Raw genomic sequence first — 15,557 nt, 5'->3', positions numbered from 1 at the left:
TCATGCGCCCGCATGAAGACGCAAATTCGACATCTGCACCCGTGCTTGCTACACGCGTGTGCGCGACTCTTGACGGCAGGCTGGTTCTATGGTTACTTAGTCAAGTAACTAACCCACTAACCAGGACGGAGCCGGTGTGATCGAAGAGGGAAAGGCACTCTTCCTGCAGATCGCGGAGAGCGTCGAGGACTCCATCCTCGACGGCAGTCTCGCCGAGGACACCCGCGCCCCCTCTACCAACGAACTCGCCGCCTTCTACCGCATCAACCCGGCCACCGCCGCCAAGGGAGTGAACATGCTCGTCGAGAAAGGTGTGCTGGTCAAGCGCCGCGGCATCGGCATGTTCGTCGCCCCCGGCGCCCGCGCCCAGCTCCTCACCGAACGGCGCGGAGCCTTCGCCGACCGCTTCATCGAGCCGCTCCTCGCCGAGGCGCGCACCCTCGGCCTCACCCCCGACGACCTCGCCCAGCTGGTGCGCGAGCGGGCCACGGCATCCGTCATCACCCATCCCGACATCACGGAAGGACACCCCTCATGACCGTCATCGAGGTGCAGCACCTCACCAAGCGTTACAAAGACACCCTCGCGCTCGACGACGTCAGTGTCACGTTCGACGAGAACGTGATCTACGGCCTGCTCGGCCGCAACGGGGCCGGCAAGACGACGCTCATGTCGATCCTCACAGCGCAGAACTTCGCAACCTCGGGAGAGGCCCGCGTCTTCGGCGAGGAACCGTACGAGAACGCCCGCGTCCTCTCGCGCATCTGCTTCGTCCGCGAGAGCCAGCGCTACCCCGAAGACGCCCTCCCCGCCCACGCGTTCCGCATGGCGAGCCTCTTCTTCCCGCACTGGGATCAGGCGTTCGCCGACGAGCTCATCACCGCTTTCGAACTCCCCCTCAAGACCCGCATCAAGAAGCTCTCGCGCGGGCAGCTCTCGGCGGTCGGCGTCATCATCGGCCTCGCCTCGCGCGCCGAGATCACGTTCTTCGACGAGCCGTACCTCGGCCTGGATGCCGTCGCCCGCCAGATCTTCTACGACCGGCTCCTCGAGGACTACGCGGAGCACCCGCGCACCGTCATCCTCTCCAGCCACCTGATCGACGAGGTCTCGAACCTCATCGAGCGGGTCGTGGTCATCGACGGTGGGCGCATCGTGCTCGACGACGAGACGGATGCCGTGCGCTCGCGCGCCGCGACGATCGTCGGCGACGCGGCGGCGGTCGAGGCGTTCGTCGACGGACGCGAGGTGATCCACCGCGAGAGCCTCGGTCACGTCACGAGCGTCACGGTGCTCGGCGAGCTCACCGCCGACGACCGCGCGCGCCTGCAGGCATCCGGGCTGGACCTTGCACCGGTCTCGCTGCAGCAGCTGATCGTCCGCCTCACTCAGCACGCCGCGACCGCCGCGGCATCCACACCCTCGCCCTCATCCACGGAAGGAGCACGACGATGAGTCGCACGCTGAACGTCGTCCGCATGCAGCTCGCCAACCGCGAGACGTACCTGTGGGTGCCGCTGCTGATCCTCGGGAGCGCCTTCGTGATCTCCGTGATCATCTGGGCCATCCTCGCCGCCGGCGGTGTCACGACCAACATGTACGGCGGCGGCGCGCAGGCGCCCCTCTGGTACTTCGTCGCCGTCGGGGTGCAGGCGCTCACCCTCACGTTCCCGTTCTCGCAGGCGCTCAGCGTCACGCGCCGCGAGTTCTTCTTCGGCACCATGCTCACAGCGGCGCTGGCCTCGGCGCTGCTCGCGCTGGTCTTCGTCGTCGGAGGTCTCATCGAAGACGCGACGGGCGGTTGGGGCATCGGCGGCTACTTCTTCCGCCTCGACTGGCTATGGGCGTCGGGACCGTTCGTCGCGGGGCTGTTCTTCTTCACCCTGACGATGCTCGTGTTCACGCTCGGGTTCTGGACCGCCACCGTCTACAAGCGGTGGGGCGCGTTCCGCCTGACCCTCATCCTCGTCGGCATCGCGCTCGTGCTTCTCGGCGTGATCTGGACGATCACGGTGACGAAGTCCTGGCCGCAGGTGTGGACGTTCATCGTCGAGTCCGGCGTGTGGGGTCTCACCGCGGTGCTCGCCGTGATCACCCTCGCGCAGGCGCTGGGTGCGGCGGCCGTGCTCCGGAAGACGACCGTCTGACGCCCCGTTTCGACTCGCTGCGCTCGCTCAACGCCCGGAAAGGGGTTCCGCAGCACCTCGCCCGGTCGTTGAGCGAGCGGCGCAGCCGCGAGTCGAAACGCGCCGACCCTCCCGACCTACGCGCCCTCGGCCGCCGCCGTGTGGTGGCGGATAACCTCGGCGACGACGAAGTTGAACCACTTCTCGGCGAACTCGGGATCGAGGTCGGCGTCGACAGCGAGGGTGCGCAGGCGCGCGATCTGCTGCTCCTCCCGAGCGGGGTCGGATGCCGGCATCCCGTGCTCGGCCTTCAGCAGCCCGACCTGCTGTGTCGCCTTGAATCGTTCGGCGAGCATGTGGATGAGCGCGGCGTCGATGTTGTCGATGCTGCCGCGCAGGCGGCGGAGGGTCGCGGTGGGGTCGGCGCCGTCGGTCATGTCCCCGAGAGTATCGCGCGAGCGGTGACGCACCACTCGCCGTGCGGCCCCTAGAGTGTGACGCATGAGCGAATCCCGACCCGAGAACGGCTCGTCCGACGTGCGCGCGGCCTCCTCGGCATCCGCCGAGCCCACCCCCGATTCGACGAGTGTCGCCCTCGAGACGCCGACACCCTCGCGCACCTTCTGGGCGAACCTCAATCACCCCTTCGTGGTCGGGTTCTTCCTGACGCTCGGCGGTCTCGTCGCCTTTGCGCTCGGCATGGCGATCTCGAGCCTCGTCACGATCTGGATCTACGTCGCCTTCGCGATGTTCGCCGCCCTCGGCCTCAACCCTCTCGTGGAGCGCCTGCAGAGCCGCGGGATGAAGCGGGCCTGGGCCATCACGGTCGTGTACTTCGTGTTCGCCGTCATCCTGATCGGCATCGTCTGGTTGATCGTGCCGACCGTCATCTCGCAGATCGCCCAGTTCTTCCGCGATCTGCCGAACATGATCGGAGACTTCCAGCGCTCCGACCTGTACGCGTGGCTCGTCACGCAGTTCGGAGACCAGGCGCCCGAGCTCGTCGCCGAGCTGCAGAAGTTCCTCTCCGACCCGGGCAACATCGCCGCGATCGGCGGAGGGGTGCTCTCCATCGGAGTGACGATCGGATCGACGATCTCGGGCGTCATCATCATCATCGTCCTGAGCCTGTACTTCCTCGCCTCGCTGCCGGAGATCAAGCAGGCGTTCTACCGCCTCTGGCCCGCGCGGCTGCGCAAGACCACCGCCGAACTCACCGAGCAGATCACGTCGTCGGTCGGCGGATACCTCGGCGGCATGGTCGTCCTCGCGTTCTTCAACTCGCTGGTCGCGTTCTTCCTCTACCTGTTCCTGAATCTGCCGTTCCCGGCGCTGATGGCGGTCGTCGCCTTCGCGATCACCCTCATCCCGCTCGTCGGCTCGGTGCTCTTCTGGGCGATCGGAACGGTCGTCGCGCTCATCGCCTCGCCGCTCGGCGGACTGATCTTCGCGATCGTCTACCTGGTGTACATGCAGATCGAGGCATACGTGTTGACGCCGAAGGTGATGAACAAGGCGATCTCGGTGCCGGGCGCGCTCGTCGTCATCGGCGCGCTCGTCGGCGGCACACTGATGGGCCTGCTCGGAGCGCTCGTCGCGATCCCGGTGACCGCGTCGATCCTCCTGATCATCAAGAAGGTCTACATCCCCAAACAGGATGCCCAGGTCTAGCGCGCCTTGACGGCTCCCCGACCGGCGCCCGCGCGCGCGGACCGGCGCCCGCGCGCGCGTGCACGGGCAGTCGGGATTCAGGTGATCGTGAGCCAGGCGCGCGCGGCGCTCCGCATCGCGGCGACGCCCATGGTCAGCGTCGGCTCGATGACAGGCGCGTACTTCGGGGAATGATTCGAAGGCAGCTTCAGGGCCACCGCGACCGCGTCCTCGAGGGTCTTCGCGTCCGCGAAGAGAGCGGGGTCGGCCCCGCCGAGCACCCAGTAGACGCACGGCACGCCGGCGGCCGTCGCGAACGCGCCGACATCCTCGCTGCCCGTGACGACGCCCTGGTCGATGATCATCGCGCCAGGTATGTCGGCAGTCAGGGCACCGCGCAGTCGCTCGATGCCGTCGGGATCGTTGACGAGCAGAGGAAAGCTGTACTGCGACACGATCTCGGGCTCGCGCGGAGCGCCGGCCGCGGCGGCCTCGCCCTTCGCGATGCGCTCGATCGCGGCGCTGAGGGTGTCGTGGACCGCGGGGTCGAACGAGCGCGTGCTCACCTGCAGCTCGGCTGTCTCGGGAATGACATTCGGAGCCTGTCCGGCGTTGAACGCCCCGACCGTGACGACGCCGACCTGCTGCGGCGCGATCTCGCGCGAGACGATCTGCTGCAGCCGCGTGACGATGTTCGCGCCGAGGACGATCGGGTCGACCGTCGTCTCGGGCCGGGAGCCATGCCCTCCCTTGCCGTGCACGATGATCGTCATACCCTCGGATGCCGCGTAGGACACCCCTGCGTGGAGCCCGAAGCTCCCCGCCGGCATCGGCGCGACATGCTGTCCGAGAACGACCAAGGGCGTGCCGAACCGGTCGAAGAGGCCGTCGTCGATCATCGCCTTCGCCCCCGATCCGGGCTCTTCGGCGGGCTGGAAGACGGCCATGATCCTGCCCGCCCAGTCTTGATCGTCGACGAGTGCGGCCGCCGCTCCGAGCAGGGCCGTGATGTGGACATCATGGCCGCACGCGTGCATGACCCCGGTGACGCGTCCGTCGACCTCGGCCGTCGCGACGCTCGCGTAGTCGAGCCCGGTCTGCTCCGTGACCGGCAGCCCGTCCATGTCGGCGCGCAGGAGCACGGTGGGCCCGTCGCCGCGCTGCAGGATGCCGACGACACCGGTCCCCCCGACGCCCTCGGTCACTTCGTACCCGAACCCGCGGAGCTTCTCCGCCACGATGCCCGCCGTCCGGTGCTCCTGAAGTCCCAGTTCGGGATGCGCATGCAGGTCGACGTAGATCTCCGCGAGCTCGTCCTGGCTGAGGGAGACGCCGGTCGTCGTGGTCATGGTTTCCTCCTGAGGGCTTACGAGAGAGCGACGAGGAACGTCCCGCCGGGCGCGACGGCGACGTGACAGACCGCCTCGCCGACCGCGACCGGCTCACCGAGCGGGGTGAGCATCGCGTCGCCGCGCCGCGCGAACGCCTGCACGGTGCCCGCGGCCTCCTGCGCCGCGTAGACGACATCGAGCGACGGATGCCGCGTCACCCACGAGGGCGACGAGGTGACCGCCGCCGTCCCGGCGAAGGTGAGGTCGCCGCTCGCGAGGGCATCACCCGGCGCGCCGGCGTGCAGGATGCCGATGCCCTCCGCCGACCCGTCCGCATCCGCCGTGTAGCCGCCGACCCAGAAGCGCATCGCGGCGCTCAGTCGACGAGGTCATGGCGGACGATGACCGCGTCGCGCGCGGCGCCGACCCCGATGACGGAGATGCGGGTGCCGCTCATGGCCTCGAGCGCCAGGACGTAATCCTGCGCCTCGAGCGGCAGGTCTTCGAACGTGCGCGCGCCGGAGATGTCCTCGCTCCACCCGGGGAAGTACTCGAGGATCGGCTTCGCGTGGTGGAAGTCGCTCTGGTTCACCGGCACCTCGTCGAAGCGCTGGCCGTCGACGTCGTACGCAACGCACACGGGGATCTGGTCGAGCCCGGTGAGGATGTCGAGCTTGGTGAGCACGAGGTCGGTGATGCCGTTCACGCGCGTCGCGTAGCGGGTGACGGGGGCGTCGTACCAGCCCACGCGGCGCGGGCGACCGGTGGTCGTGCCGAACTCGAACCCGCGCTTGCGCAGCCACTCGCCCTGCTCGTCGAAGAGCTCGGTCGGGAAGGGGCCCGACCCGACGCGGGTCGTGTACGCCTTCACGATGCCGACGATCCGGTCGAGGCGGTTCGGGCCGACGCCCGACCCGGTCGACGCACCGCCCGCCGTCGCCGACGACGACGTCACGAACGGGTACGTGCCGTGGTCGACGTCGAGCATGGTCGCCTGACCACCCTCGAAGACGACGACGTCCCCGGCATCCAGTGCGTCGTTCAGCAGCAGCCCCGTATCGCACACCATCGCGCGCAGCCGATCGACGTACGAGAGCAGGTCGTCGACGACCTCGTCGACGGTGATCGCGCGACGGTTGAAGACCTTGACCAGCAGGTGGTTCTTCTGGTCGAGCGCGCCCTCGACCTTCTGGCGCAGGATGTTCTCGTCGAAGAGGTCCTGCACTCGGATGCCGACACGGTTGATCTTGTCGGCGTACGTCGGGCCGATGCCGCGCCCGGTCGTACCAATCATGCGCTTGCCGAGGAAGCGCTCGGTCACCTTGTCGAGCGTGCGGTGGTACTGCGTGATGACGTGCGCGTTGGCGCTGATGCGCAGACGTGACGTGTCGACCCCGCGCGCGTTCAGGGCTTCGAGTTCTGCGAAGAGCACCTCGAGGTCGACGACGACACCGTTGCCGATGACCGCGTTGACGCCCGGGGACAGGATGCCCGAGGGCAGCAGGTGCAGCGCATACTTCTCGTCGCCGATGACGACGGTGTGCCCGGCGTTGTTGCCGCCGTTGAACTTCACGACCCAGTCGGTGCGCTCACCGAGAAGATCGGTGGCCTTGCCCTTGCCCTCGTCTCCCCACTGGACTCCGACGATGACGATTCCCGGCATGGCTGCTCCCCCGTGTCTGGACGGTTACACCTCAGTCTATCGGGGCGCCCGACGTCGCCCGGGCGCCCGAGATGTCGGCATCCGTCGTCATCACGCGCGGATGCCGACAGATCACGGCACCTCGTTGTACGCCGGACCACCGCGGGCGGCGACTGTCCACAGGGGAGGGAATGCGGGAGTTGTCCACCGATCGAGGCTCTGGCGCCCCGAAGGCGCGGGCCGGCGGTCACACTCGCTGACATGTCGCGCCCGTTCGTCCGCCTGCCACCCGGCCTCGGGTCGGGGTTCAGCGTCGCCGCCGCGCGCGGCGCCGGCGTCTCCGAGCGGCGACTGCGCGGCGGCGACCTCGAGAGCCCGTTCTGGGGTGTGCGCTGCGCGCCCTTCGTGCCGCCGCCGCAGAACGGATTGGCCGACGTCGACGCACTCGAACTGCGTCACCGAATGGATGCCTACGCGCAGCGGATGCCCGAGCACCGGTTCTTCTGGGGGCTCGCGGCGCTGGTCGCGTGGCGCGGCATCCTGCCCGTTCCCGCGCCGCTGCTCGCCGTCGGCGTGCTCGCGCCGGACCGTGCCCCGCGCGCCGCGGGTGTCGAGGGTCGACGGTTCGCGCCGCATCTCGTGACTGTGCGCGAGCACGGCGGCCTGCGAGTGACCTCGCCCGCCTCGACCTGGATGACCCTGGCCCCCGTGCTCCCGCACCGCGATCTCGTCGCGGTCGGCTCGCTCCTGGTGACCCCGCCGCGTGGCGCAGGTGGCGCGGTCGTCGGGCCGCCGCTGTGCACGGTTTCGAACCTGCGCTCGGCGATCGACGCGGGTCCGCGCCCCGGCATCCGCGCCGCGCGGCGGGCGGTCGCACTCGTCCGCGTGGGGGCGCGCAGCAGGCCCGAAGTGCACCTCTGGCTCGCGCTGACAGAGGCAGGCCTGCCCGGCCTCCCCGAGGCGCAGTTCGACGCGCCGATCCGAGACGCGACGGGCGCGCTCATCGGGTACGGCGACCTCGCCTTCCCCGAGTTCAGGACGTACATCGAGTATCAGGGCGACTACCACCGGCTGTCGCGGGATGCCTGGGCCCGCGACATCACGAAGCGCCAGCGCGCCCGCGAAGCGGGCTGGCACGAGATCGAGATCGTCCGCCGTGAGCTGTACCCTGACCCCGCGCCCGCCGTCGCGCGCACCGCTCGCGCCCTGCGCGATCGCGGCTGGCGCTGAGCCCCGCGGCGAGGCGCCGACCGCGCAACAAGGTGCCGGCATCCGTCGTCATTACGCGCGGATGCCGGCAAAAGACGGCACCTGGATGCCGCGCCAGGGGCACAGGGCACGGGGGCGCAACACGGGGCGCAACACGCCGACGAGCTGGACTCGGTCACACCTCCCGGCGACGGCGGCGCGTGAGTCCGACGAGCACGAGCCCGCCGAGCACGAGCGCGAGCGCCAGGGCGAGCGTGACCCATCCGAAGACGGCGCCGGTCGGCGGCAGCGGGGCGATGAACGTGTTCGTGAACACGATCGCCGTGCCGCCCGTGGCCACCGTCACGGTGGTGCTCGTGCCGGCGCTGCGCGCGCCGTCCACGCTCACCACGGTCTGGTTCGCGCCCCCGGCATCCGTCTCGACGACGTCGCAGACGCTGCCGACCGGCAGGTTCTCTATGCTCGCGGACAGCCGGTCCGGACCGCCGATCCGGTAGGTCGCGTCGTGGAGGACGATCCCCGGGTCGGGGTGCGACGCGTCGACGAGGACACAGCGCACGTCGACCGGGAAGGTCCGCGTCACACTGCTCGAGGCCGTCCCGTCCACCACCTTGGCGATCGTCAGAGCGCCGACGTCGAACGTGTTGGTGATCGCGACGGAGGTCTGCGGCGCATCGCCGTCGAGATGAGTCACGAGTGATGCCCTCTCCCCAAGATGGTGGGTGATGCCGTAGCACACCGGCTTTTACGCTCTGAGGAACGCGAACCGATTCGACAACACTTCGCCTCGATAGACTTGTGACCCATGTCGAAGGTCCTCCAGTCCCTGCCCGTCGGCGAGCGCGTCGGCATCGCCTTCTCCGGGGGTCTCGACACCTCCGTCGCGGTCGCGTGGATGCGCGACAAGGGCGCGATCCCGTTCACCTACACCGGCGACCTCGGCCAGTACGACGAGGACGACATCGCCTCGATCCCGGGCCGCGCGCTGCAGTACGGCGCCGAGGACTCGCGACTGATCGACTGCAAGCCCCTGCTCGTCGAAGAGGGCCTCGTCGCCCTCTCCTGCGGAGCGTTCCACATCCGCTCGGCCGGCCGCACGTACTTCAACACGACCCCGATCGGCCGCGCGGTGACGGGGACGCTCCTCGTCCGCGCCATGAAGGAGGACGGCGTCGACATCTGGGGCGACGGGTCGACCTACAAGGGCAACGACATCGAGCGCTTCTACCGGTATGGGCTGCTCGCGAACCCGGCGCTGCGCATCTACAAGCCGTGGCTCGACGCCGACTTCGTCACCGAGCTCGGCGGGCGCAAAGAGATGAGCGAGTGGCTCACGGCGCACGACTTCCCGTACCGCGACTCGGTCGAGAAGGCCTACTCGACCGACGCCAACATCTGGGGCGCGACCCACGAGGCGAAGACGCTCGAGCACCTCGACGTCTCGCTCGAGATCGTCGACCCGATCATGGGCGTGCGCTTCTGGGATCCCGCGGTCGAGATCGCGACCGAGGACGTCACCGTCACGTTCGAGGCGGGCCGCCCCGTCGCGCTCAACGGCGTGGAGTACGCGGATGCCGTGGAACTCGTGAAGGAGGCCAATGCCATCGGCGGCCGTCACGGCCTGGGCATGAGCGACCAGATCGAGAACCGCATCATCGAGGCGAAGTCGCGCGGCATCTACGAGGCGCCGGGCATGGCGTTGCTGTTCATCGCGTACGAGCGGCTGGTCAACGGCATCCTGAACGAAGACACCCTCGCGACCTACCACGAGCAGGGTCGGCGCCTCGGACGTCTCATGTACGAGGGCCGCTGGCTCGAGCCTCAGTCGTTCATGCTGCGCGAGTCGATCCAGCGCTGGGTGGGCTCGGCGATCTCGGGCGCGGTGACGCTGCGCCTGCGCCGCGGCGAGGACTACACGATCCTCGACACGACCTCGCCGAACCTCTCCTACGCGCCCGAGAAGCTCTCGATGGAGCGCGTCGGCGATGCCGCGTTCGGCCCCGTCGACCGCATCGGTCAGCTCACGATGCGGAACCTCGACATCGCCGACTCGCGCGCCCGCCTCGAGCAGTACGCGGGCCTCGGCCTCATCGGCGGCGCGACCGCCGAGCTCGTCGGCGAGCTCGCGTCGGGCGAGGCGGCGGAGATCATCACCGAACGCGCGGAGCCGTACGACAAGAGTCTCGAGGAGCTCGGCGACGCGCTCGACCAGGCATCCGAGTCGGCCTCGTTCGACTTCGGCGCCGACTGACGCGCCCCGTTCCCGGGCGTCAGTGTGCGGGTGCACCCCACCCCACACCCGCGAAGTGGCGCCCGGGAAGGATGCCGAAGCCTGCGCGCACGCATAAAGTGCACACCACTGTGCACGTTATGCGGTAGCATCTTCCCGTGCGCAAGAGCCTGCGCGTCTTCCGACGCGATGTCCTGAGAATCGCCCGCACACCCAAGACCTGGGTGATCGTGCTGGGCGTGCTCATCACGCCTGCGCTCTACGCCTGGTTCAACATCAACGCGTTCTGGGACCCGTACGCGAACACCAAGAACATCCAGGTCGCCGTCGTCAACCTCGACGAGGGCGCGACGTCCGACCTCACCGGCCCCCTCGACGTCGGCGCGGAGGTCGTCGATCAACTCGAGGACGACCACCAGTTGGGCTGGCAGTTCATGAGCGAGGACGAGGCTCAGCGCGCCGTCCGCAGCGGCGACGTGTACGCCGTCATCGTCATCCCGAAGGACTTCAGCGCCGACCTCCTGAGCATCACGACCGGCGAGTTCACCCAGCCCGCGCTCACCTACTACGTCAACGAGAAGGCGAACGCGATCGCCCCGAAGATCACCGACGTGGGAGCCTCCGGCATCGACAAGCAGATCACGAGCGCGTTCATCGAACAGGTCGCCGAGGCCGCCACGGAGGCGTTGAAGGATGCCGGCACCGAGATCGACGACAACCTCACGAACGCCAAGAACGACAGCATGAACGCGTTCGATCAGGCTGCGCAGACGGTCGCCTCCGCGCGCGAGGACCTGGCGGGCCTGAAGACCGACCTCGCCAGTTCGCGCGACGGCCTTGTGACGGCGAAGGCGACGCTCGCCGACGTCGACACCGCGCTCGGCGACGTCCAGACGGCGATCGGACAGGCCCAGACGATCGTCGCGCAGGCGCAGCAGGACATCCTGACCTTCACCGACGCCGCGACCTCGGCCTATGTGCAGGGCGCGACGCTGCTCGCCGACGCCTCCGCCGAGGCCAACATCGCGGTCACCAAGACGACGCAGGCGCTCGGCCAGGCCGGTACCCGCATCGACAGCGCGATCGACGACGTCACGGCGATCGTCGCGGCCAACGGCGAGGTCATCGACCAGCTGCAGGCGCTCATCGACGCGGGCGGTCTCGACCCCGACGTCGAGGCGCAGCTGACCCAGGTGATCCAGACCCTGCAGACCCAGAACGCCGCCGACCAGCAGCTCCTCGCCGACCTGAAGGCGCTGAACTCGAGCGCGGGCGACACGCTCACCGCCATCCAGGGCGCGTCGGATGCCCTGACCACCGCAACGCAGGGCGCACAGAACTCGGCGACGAACCTCCGCACGGTGCTCACGCAGTCGATCCCGGAGCTCAACCGGGCGATGTCGGCGCTCTCCACGAGCGCGGGCGCGTTCTCGGCGGCGCTCGCGGCGCAGCAGACCCAGCTCACGCAGGCGCAGAACCTGCTCGACGCCCTCGACACCCAGCTCGTCTCGACGGGCGCGGCGCTCGACGCGCTCGACGCGAACCTCGCCGGCATCGAGACGGGGCTCGCCGACGCGCGCACCGACGTGCTCGCGCTGAGCTCCGCCGCCGCCGTCAGCGACCTCGGCACCCTCACGGGCCTCGATCCCGCGCAGATCGCGACCTTCGTCGCGTCGCCGGTCGAGGTCGATGAGCACGTGGTGTTCCCGGTGGAGAACTACGGTTCGGCGATGGCGGCCCTCTTCACGAACCTGTCGCTGTGGATCGGCGCGTTCGTCCTCATGGTGATCTTCAAGGTGGAGGTCGACACCGAGGGCGTCGAGCCGATCTCGGTGCGCGAGGCGTACGTCGGCCGATTCCTGCTGCTCGCGACCCTCGCCGTCCTTCAGGCGGTCATCGTGTGCGTCGGCAACCTCGTCATCGGCATCCAGACGGCGAGCGCCGCGGCGTTCGTGGGCACCGGCATCCTCACCGCGCTCGCCTACGTCAGCATCATCTACGCGCTGTGCGTCTCGTTCGGGCACGTCGGGCGAGGCCTGTGCATCCTCCTCGTGATCATGCAGATCCCGGGAGCTTCGGGCCTCTACCCCATCGAGCTCATGCCGGACTTCTTCCGCAACATCTACCCGTTCCTGCCCTTCACCTACGGCATCGACGCGATGCGCGAGACGATCGCCGGCTCCTACGACGGGCACTGGTGGCAATTCATGGGCAAGCTCGGCATCTTCGTCGTCCTCGCCTGGGTCCTCGGCCTCGTGCTGCGCCGGCGCCTCGCGAACCTCAACCTCGTCTTCAACCGCGAGGTCGCAGCCACCGACCTCCTGATCGGCGAGGACATCCAGATCACGGGCAAGGGCTACCGCCTGACCGACATCATCCACACGCTCGCCCACCGCGAGGAGTACCGCGACGACCTCGCTCGGCGGGCGCGCCCCTTCACCGAGCACTACACGACGCTCCTGCGCGTCACCGTCCTCGTCGGCGTCGCGGGCGCGCTCGTCATCGGGCTGATCGCGTGGCTGGCGAACGGGCAGAGCGCAACGCTGCTGTTCGTCTGGGTGCTCTGGATCCTCGCGATCATGGGCTTCCTCGTGATCGTCGAGTACATCACGCAGAGCTTCCAGCTCGCCGAGGAAGTCGCGGGCCTCGACGACGCGCACTTGCGCCAGGCGATGCTCGAACACGGTCCCCGTCGTCGCACGACGGCCGGCGCGCAGCAACTCGTCGCCGACGACGTGACGACGGACGACCCGGCCACCGGCGGTACGGGTGCCGACACGGCGGCGGGCGCGTCCTCCGTCGAGGCTGCCGACGACCCCGCGGCGGCGACGCGTGCCGCCGACACGGACGACGACACGGACGACAATCCTCTCGCGCGGCTGTTCGCCGACGACGACACGGCCGAACCGGAGACGGCAACGGACCCGAAGCCGGAAGCCGAACCCCGGCCGGAGGAGCCCGCCCAACCGACCGATCCCGACGGACCGACCGATCCCGCCCAACCGACCGATCCCGCCCAACCGACCGAGCCCGCCCAACCGACCGATCCCGCCCAACCGACCGAGCCCGCCCAACCGACCGATCCCGACGAACCGACTCAGCCCGGCGACCCGACTCAGCCCGACGGACCGACTCAGCCCGACGGACCGACCACGCCGCTCGAGGGAGGTGACCGCGCATGAAGACCGTCCTGCGTCTCACCGCCCGCGACGTGCGCCACGCCTTCAGCAATGTCATGGCCTCGATCGTCATGTTCGGGCTCATCGTCATCCCCTCGCTCTTCACCTGGTTCAACGTGCTCGCCAGCTGGGACCCGTTCTCCAACACGAAGAACCTGACCGTCGCCGTCGCCAGCACCGACGAGGGCTACCAGAGCGATCTCGTGCCGATCAAGATCAACGTCGGCGAGCAGGTGCTCTCCGAGCTCCGTGCCAACGACCAGCTCAACTGGGTCATCACGACGAAGGACGACGCGATCGACGGCACCCGGTCGGGCGAGTACTACGCCGCGATCGTGCTGCCCGAGACGTTCAGCCGCGACATGCTGACCTTCTACGCCGACGGCGCGGAGCGCACGCGCCTCGCGTACTACACCAACGAGAAGAAGAACGCCCTCGCGCCGAAGATCACCGGTCAGGGGGCCGAGGGGGTCTCGGCGCAGATCAGCGAGGTCTTCACCGCGACGCTCGGCGATGTCGCGCTCTCCCTCGTCTCTTCGCTCAGCGATTACCTCACCGACGCCGACACGCAGACGGCGCTCAGCCGTCTCGAGGCCCGCATCGGAGGCATCTCCACGCAGCTGCGGTCGGGTGCGCAGACCGCCGACATGTTCACGACCCTGATCGAGGGGACGATCCCGCTGGTCAACAGCGCGTCGGCGCTCATCACGGCCTCCGGCGCCGCGTTCACCGACGCAGCGGACGCCGTGGGCTCCGGCTCGGCCGCCGTCGGCGACCTCAAGGACACACTGACGAACGCGACGGGCGCCGTCTCCGACGCGCTGTCGGCCACGGCCGACAGCTACGCCGCCGTCGGCACGAGCGTCGACGACCTCTTCACCACGATCGACGGGCTCAGCGGCGACCAGGCGCAGGTTCTGACGACCCTCGCGACCCGCGTGCAGACGCAGATCGACGCGGCGACGAACCTGCGCGACACGCTCGAGAACGATGTGCGCCCGACTCTCCCCACCGACATCCAACCCGCCCTCGACCGGGTGATCGCGCAGATCGACGCCTCGATCGCGCGGCAGGGCGATGTCCGCGACGCCCTCACCGACGCGGCGACCGGCATCACCGACGGCAACACCTCGGCGCAGGCCTCGCACCAGAAGATCACCGACCTCATCGCACAGGCGACGAAGGCGATTGAGGATGCCGAGAACTCCTACACCGGCACGCTGAAGCCGCAACTCGACCAGCTCGCCGCGACCCTCACCACGATCGACGGCGACGTCGCGGCGATCCGCGGCGATCTCGCTCAGGCATCCTCCGGTCTGTCGGGCGCTTCCGGCTCGATCCTCACCGCGCTGAACGGCGCGAAGGCGGCGACCGAGAAGCTCTCGACCGCCCTCGGCGAATCGGCCGACAAGTTCGACGCCCTGCAGCAGGCGCTCATCGACGCGACCGAATCGGGAGACTTCAGCGGCATCAGCGCCGTCATCGGCTCCGATCCGAGCGAACTCGCCCGCTCGCTCGCAGAGCCCGTGCGCGTCGACCGCGTCGCCGTGTTCCCCGTCGTGAGCTTCGGCGCCGGTATGACGCCGCTGTACACGATTCTCGCGCTCTGGGTCGGGGCGCTCCTGATGACGGTCGCGATCCGCGTCGATGTGAACCGCGAAACCCTCCCCGGGCACCCCGACCTCACGCCGACCCAGAAGTACCTGGGGCGCTACGGCATCTTCGCCCTCACGGGCCTCGCGCAGAGCACGCTCGTGACGCTCGGGCTCATCCTCTTCGTGCGGATCCAGCCCGCGCACCCGTTCCTGCTGATCCTCGCCGGGTGGGTGACCTCGCTCGTGTTTACGCTGATCATCTACACCGCCGTCGTCGCCTTCGGCAACGCCGGAAAGGCGCTCGCGGTGCTGCTGCTCGTCATCCAGATCTCGGGCTCCGGCGGCGCCTACCCGCTGCAGCTGCTGCCCGCGTGGTTCCAGAACGTCAGCCCGTTCCTGCCGGCGACCCACGCAATCGCCGCGATGCGCGCCGCCATCGCCGGCATCTACGGCGCGGACTTCTGGATCTCGCTCGGCTGGCTCCTCGCGTTCGTCCTCCCCGCGCTTCTTCTCGGGCTCGTGCTGCGGCGGCCGCTCATCTCGTTCAACCGCGGCCTCGTCGAGGCGCTCGAGTCCACGAAGCTGATGTGATCGC

At 69.0% G+C, this 15,557-nt stretch carries 13 protein-coding genes; 8 read left to right on the top strand and 5 right to left on the bottom strand.

Annotated elements, in window-relative coordinates; translation table 11 throughout:
• The first annotated feature begins 136 nt into the window (after positions 1 to 136).
• Genes AC3ENQ_RS08080 through AC3ENQ_RS08070 form a run of 3 tightly spaced genes read left to right on the top strand, consistent with a single transcriptional unit; the run spans position 137 to position 2,147 of the window.
• Positions 137 to 538: a GntR family transcriptional regulator gene (locus AC3ENQ_RS08080; RefSeq protein ID WP_431803445.1), complete on the top strand. Its 402-nt coding sequence runs from the start codon at positions 137 to 139 to the stop codon at positions 536 to 538.
• Complete coding sequence (locus AC3ENQ_RS08075) at positions 535 to 1,455, top strand: ABC transporter ATP-binding protein (protein ID WP_431803443.1); 921 nt, start codon at positions 535 to 537, stop codon at positions 1,453 to 1,455. Before AC3ENQ_RS08080 ends, AC3ENQ_RS08075 begins: the two co-directional genes overlap by 4 nt.
• Complete coding sequence (locus AC3ENQ_RS08070; protein WP_431803441.1) at positions 1,452 to 2,147, top strand: hypothetical protein; 696 nt, start codon at positions 1,452 to 1,454, stop codon at positions 2,145 to 2,147. The genes AC3ENQ_RS08075 and AC3ENQ_RS08070 overlap by 4 nt, the downstream gene beginning before the upstream one ends.
• 116 nt (positions 2,148 to 2,263) lie before the next feature.
• Here the strand turns inward: AC3ENQ_RS08070 and AC3ENQ_RS08065 are convergent, their stop codons facing one another.
• Positions 2,264 to 2,563 (bottom strand): chorismate mutase, encoded by a 300-nt coding sequence (locus AC3ENQ_RS08065; RefSeq protein ID WP_431803439.1) that lies wholly within the window; start codon positions 2,561 to 2,563, stop codon positions 2,264 to 2,266.
• 64 nt (positions 2,564 to 2,627) lie between these two features.
• On the opposite strand from AC3ENQ_RS08065, the gene AC3ENQ_RS08060 reads away from it, so the two are divergent.
• Positions 2,628 to 3,797 carry an AI-2E family transporter gene (locus tag AC3ENQ_RS08060; RefSeq protein WP_431803437.1) on the top strand — a complete coding sequence of 390 codons (1,170 nt, stop codon included), beginning with the start codon at positions 2,628 to 2,630 and terminating at the stop codon, positions 3,795 to 3,797.
• A gap of 77 nt (positions 3,798 to 3,874) precedes the next feature.
• Here the strand turns inward: AC3ENQ_RS08060 and AC3ENQ_RS08055 are convergent, their stop codons facing one another.
• The 3 genes from AC3ENQ_RS08055 to AC3ENQ_RS08045 are packed head-to-tail and all read right to left on the bottom strand — an operon-like array spanning position 3,875 to position 6,770.
• Positions 3,875 to 5,125 (bottom strand): amidohydrolase, encoded by a 1,251-nt coding sequence (locus AC3ENQ_RS08055; protein WP_431803435.1) that lies wholly within the window; start codon positions 5,123 to 5,125, stop codon positions 3,875 to 3,877.
• 17 nt (positions 5,126 to 5,142) lie between these two features.
• Positions 5,143 to 5,475, bottom strand: coding sequence for a beta-propeller fold lactonase family protein (locus AC3ENQ_RS08050; RefSeq protein WP_431803433.1), 333 nt, complete (start codon positions 5,473 to 5,475; stop codon positions 5,143 to 5,145).
• 8 nt (positions 5,476 to 5,483) lie between these two features.
• A complete protein-coding gene (locus AC3ENQ_RS08045; protein WP_431803431.1) occupies positions 5,484 to 6,770 on the bottom strand; it encodes an adenylosuccinate synthase in 1,287 nt (428 codons plus the stop codon).
• Positions 6,771 to 7,010: 240 nt separating this feature from the next.
• On the opposite strand from AC3ENQ_RS08045, the gene AC3ENQ_RS08040 reads away from it, so the two are divergent.
• Positions 7,011 to 7,979: a hypothetical protein gene (locus tag AC3ENQ_RS08040; protein WP_431803429.1), complete on the top strand. Its 969-nt coding sequence runs from the start codon at positions 7,011 to 7,013 to the stop codon at positions 7,977 to 7,979.
• A gap of 154 nt (positions 7,980 to 8,133) precedes the next feature.
• Here the strand turns inward: AC3ENQ_RS08040 and AC3ENQ_RS08035 are convergent, their stop codons facing one another.
• Positions 8,134 to 8,652, bottom strand: a complete 519-nt coding sequence (locus tag AC3ENQ_RS08035) for a DUF5979 domain-containing protein (RefSeq protein ID WP_431803427.1) — start codon at positions 8,650 to 8,652, stop codon at positions 8,134 to 8,136.
• Positions 8,653 to 8,763: 111 nt separating this feature from the next.
• Here AC3ENQ_RS08035 and argG point away from each other — a divergent pair, with 111 nt between their 5' ends.
• From argG to AC3ENQ_RS08020, 3 genes are all read left to right on the top strand, one after another.
• Complete coding sequence (argG, locus tag AC3ENQ_RS08030) at positions 8,764 to 10,209, top strand: argininosuccinate synthase (RefSeq protein ID WP_431803425.1); 1,446 nt, start codon at positions 8,764 to 8,766, stop codon at positions 10,207 to 10,209.
• Between the two features lie 137 nt (positions 10,210 to 10,346).
• Positions 10,347 to 13,370, top strand: coding sequence for a YhgE/Pip family protein (locus AC3ENQ_RS08025; RefSeq protein ID WP_431803423.1), 3,024 nt, complete (start codon positions 10,347 to 10,349; stop codon positions 13,368 to 13,370).
• Positions 13,367 to 15,553 carry a YhgE/Pip domain-containing protein gene (locus tag AC3ENQ_RS08020; RefSeq protein ID WP_431803421.1) on the top strand — a complete coding sequence of 729 codons (2,187 nt, stop codon included), beginning with the start codon at positions 13,367 to 13,369 and terminating at the stop codon, positions 15,551 to 15,553. Before AC3ENQ_RS08025 ends, AC3ENQ_RS08020 begins: the two co-directional genes overlap by 4 nt.
• Positions 15,554 to 15,557: the final 4 nt, after the last annotated feature.

It is taken from the genome of Microbacterium sp. bgisy203 (genome assembly GCF_057706945.1).
The sequence above is the reverse complement of the archived record's forward strand: the minus strand, read 5'-3'. Positions and strand labels throughout refer to the sequence as shown.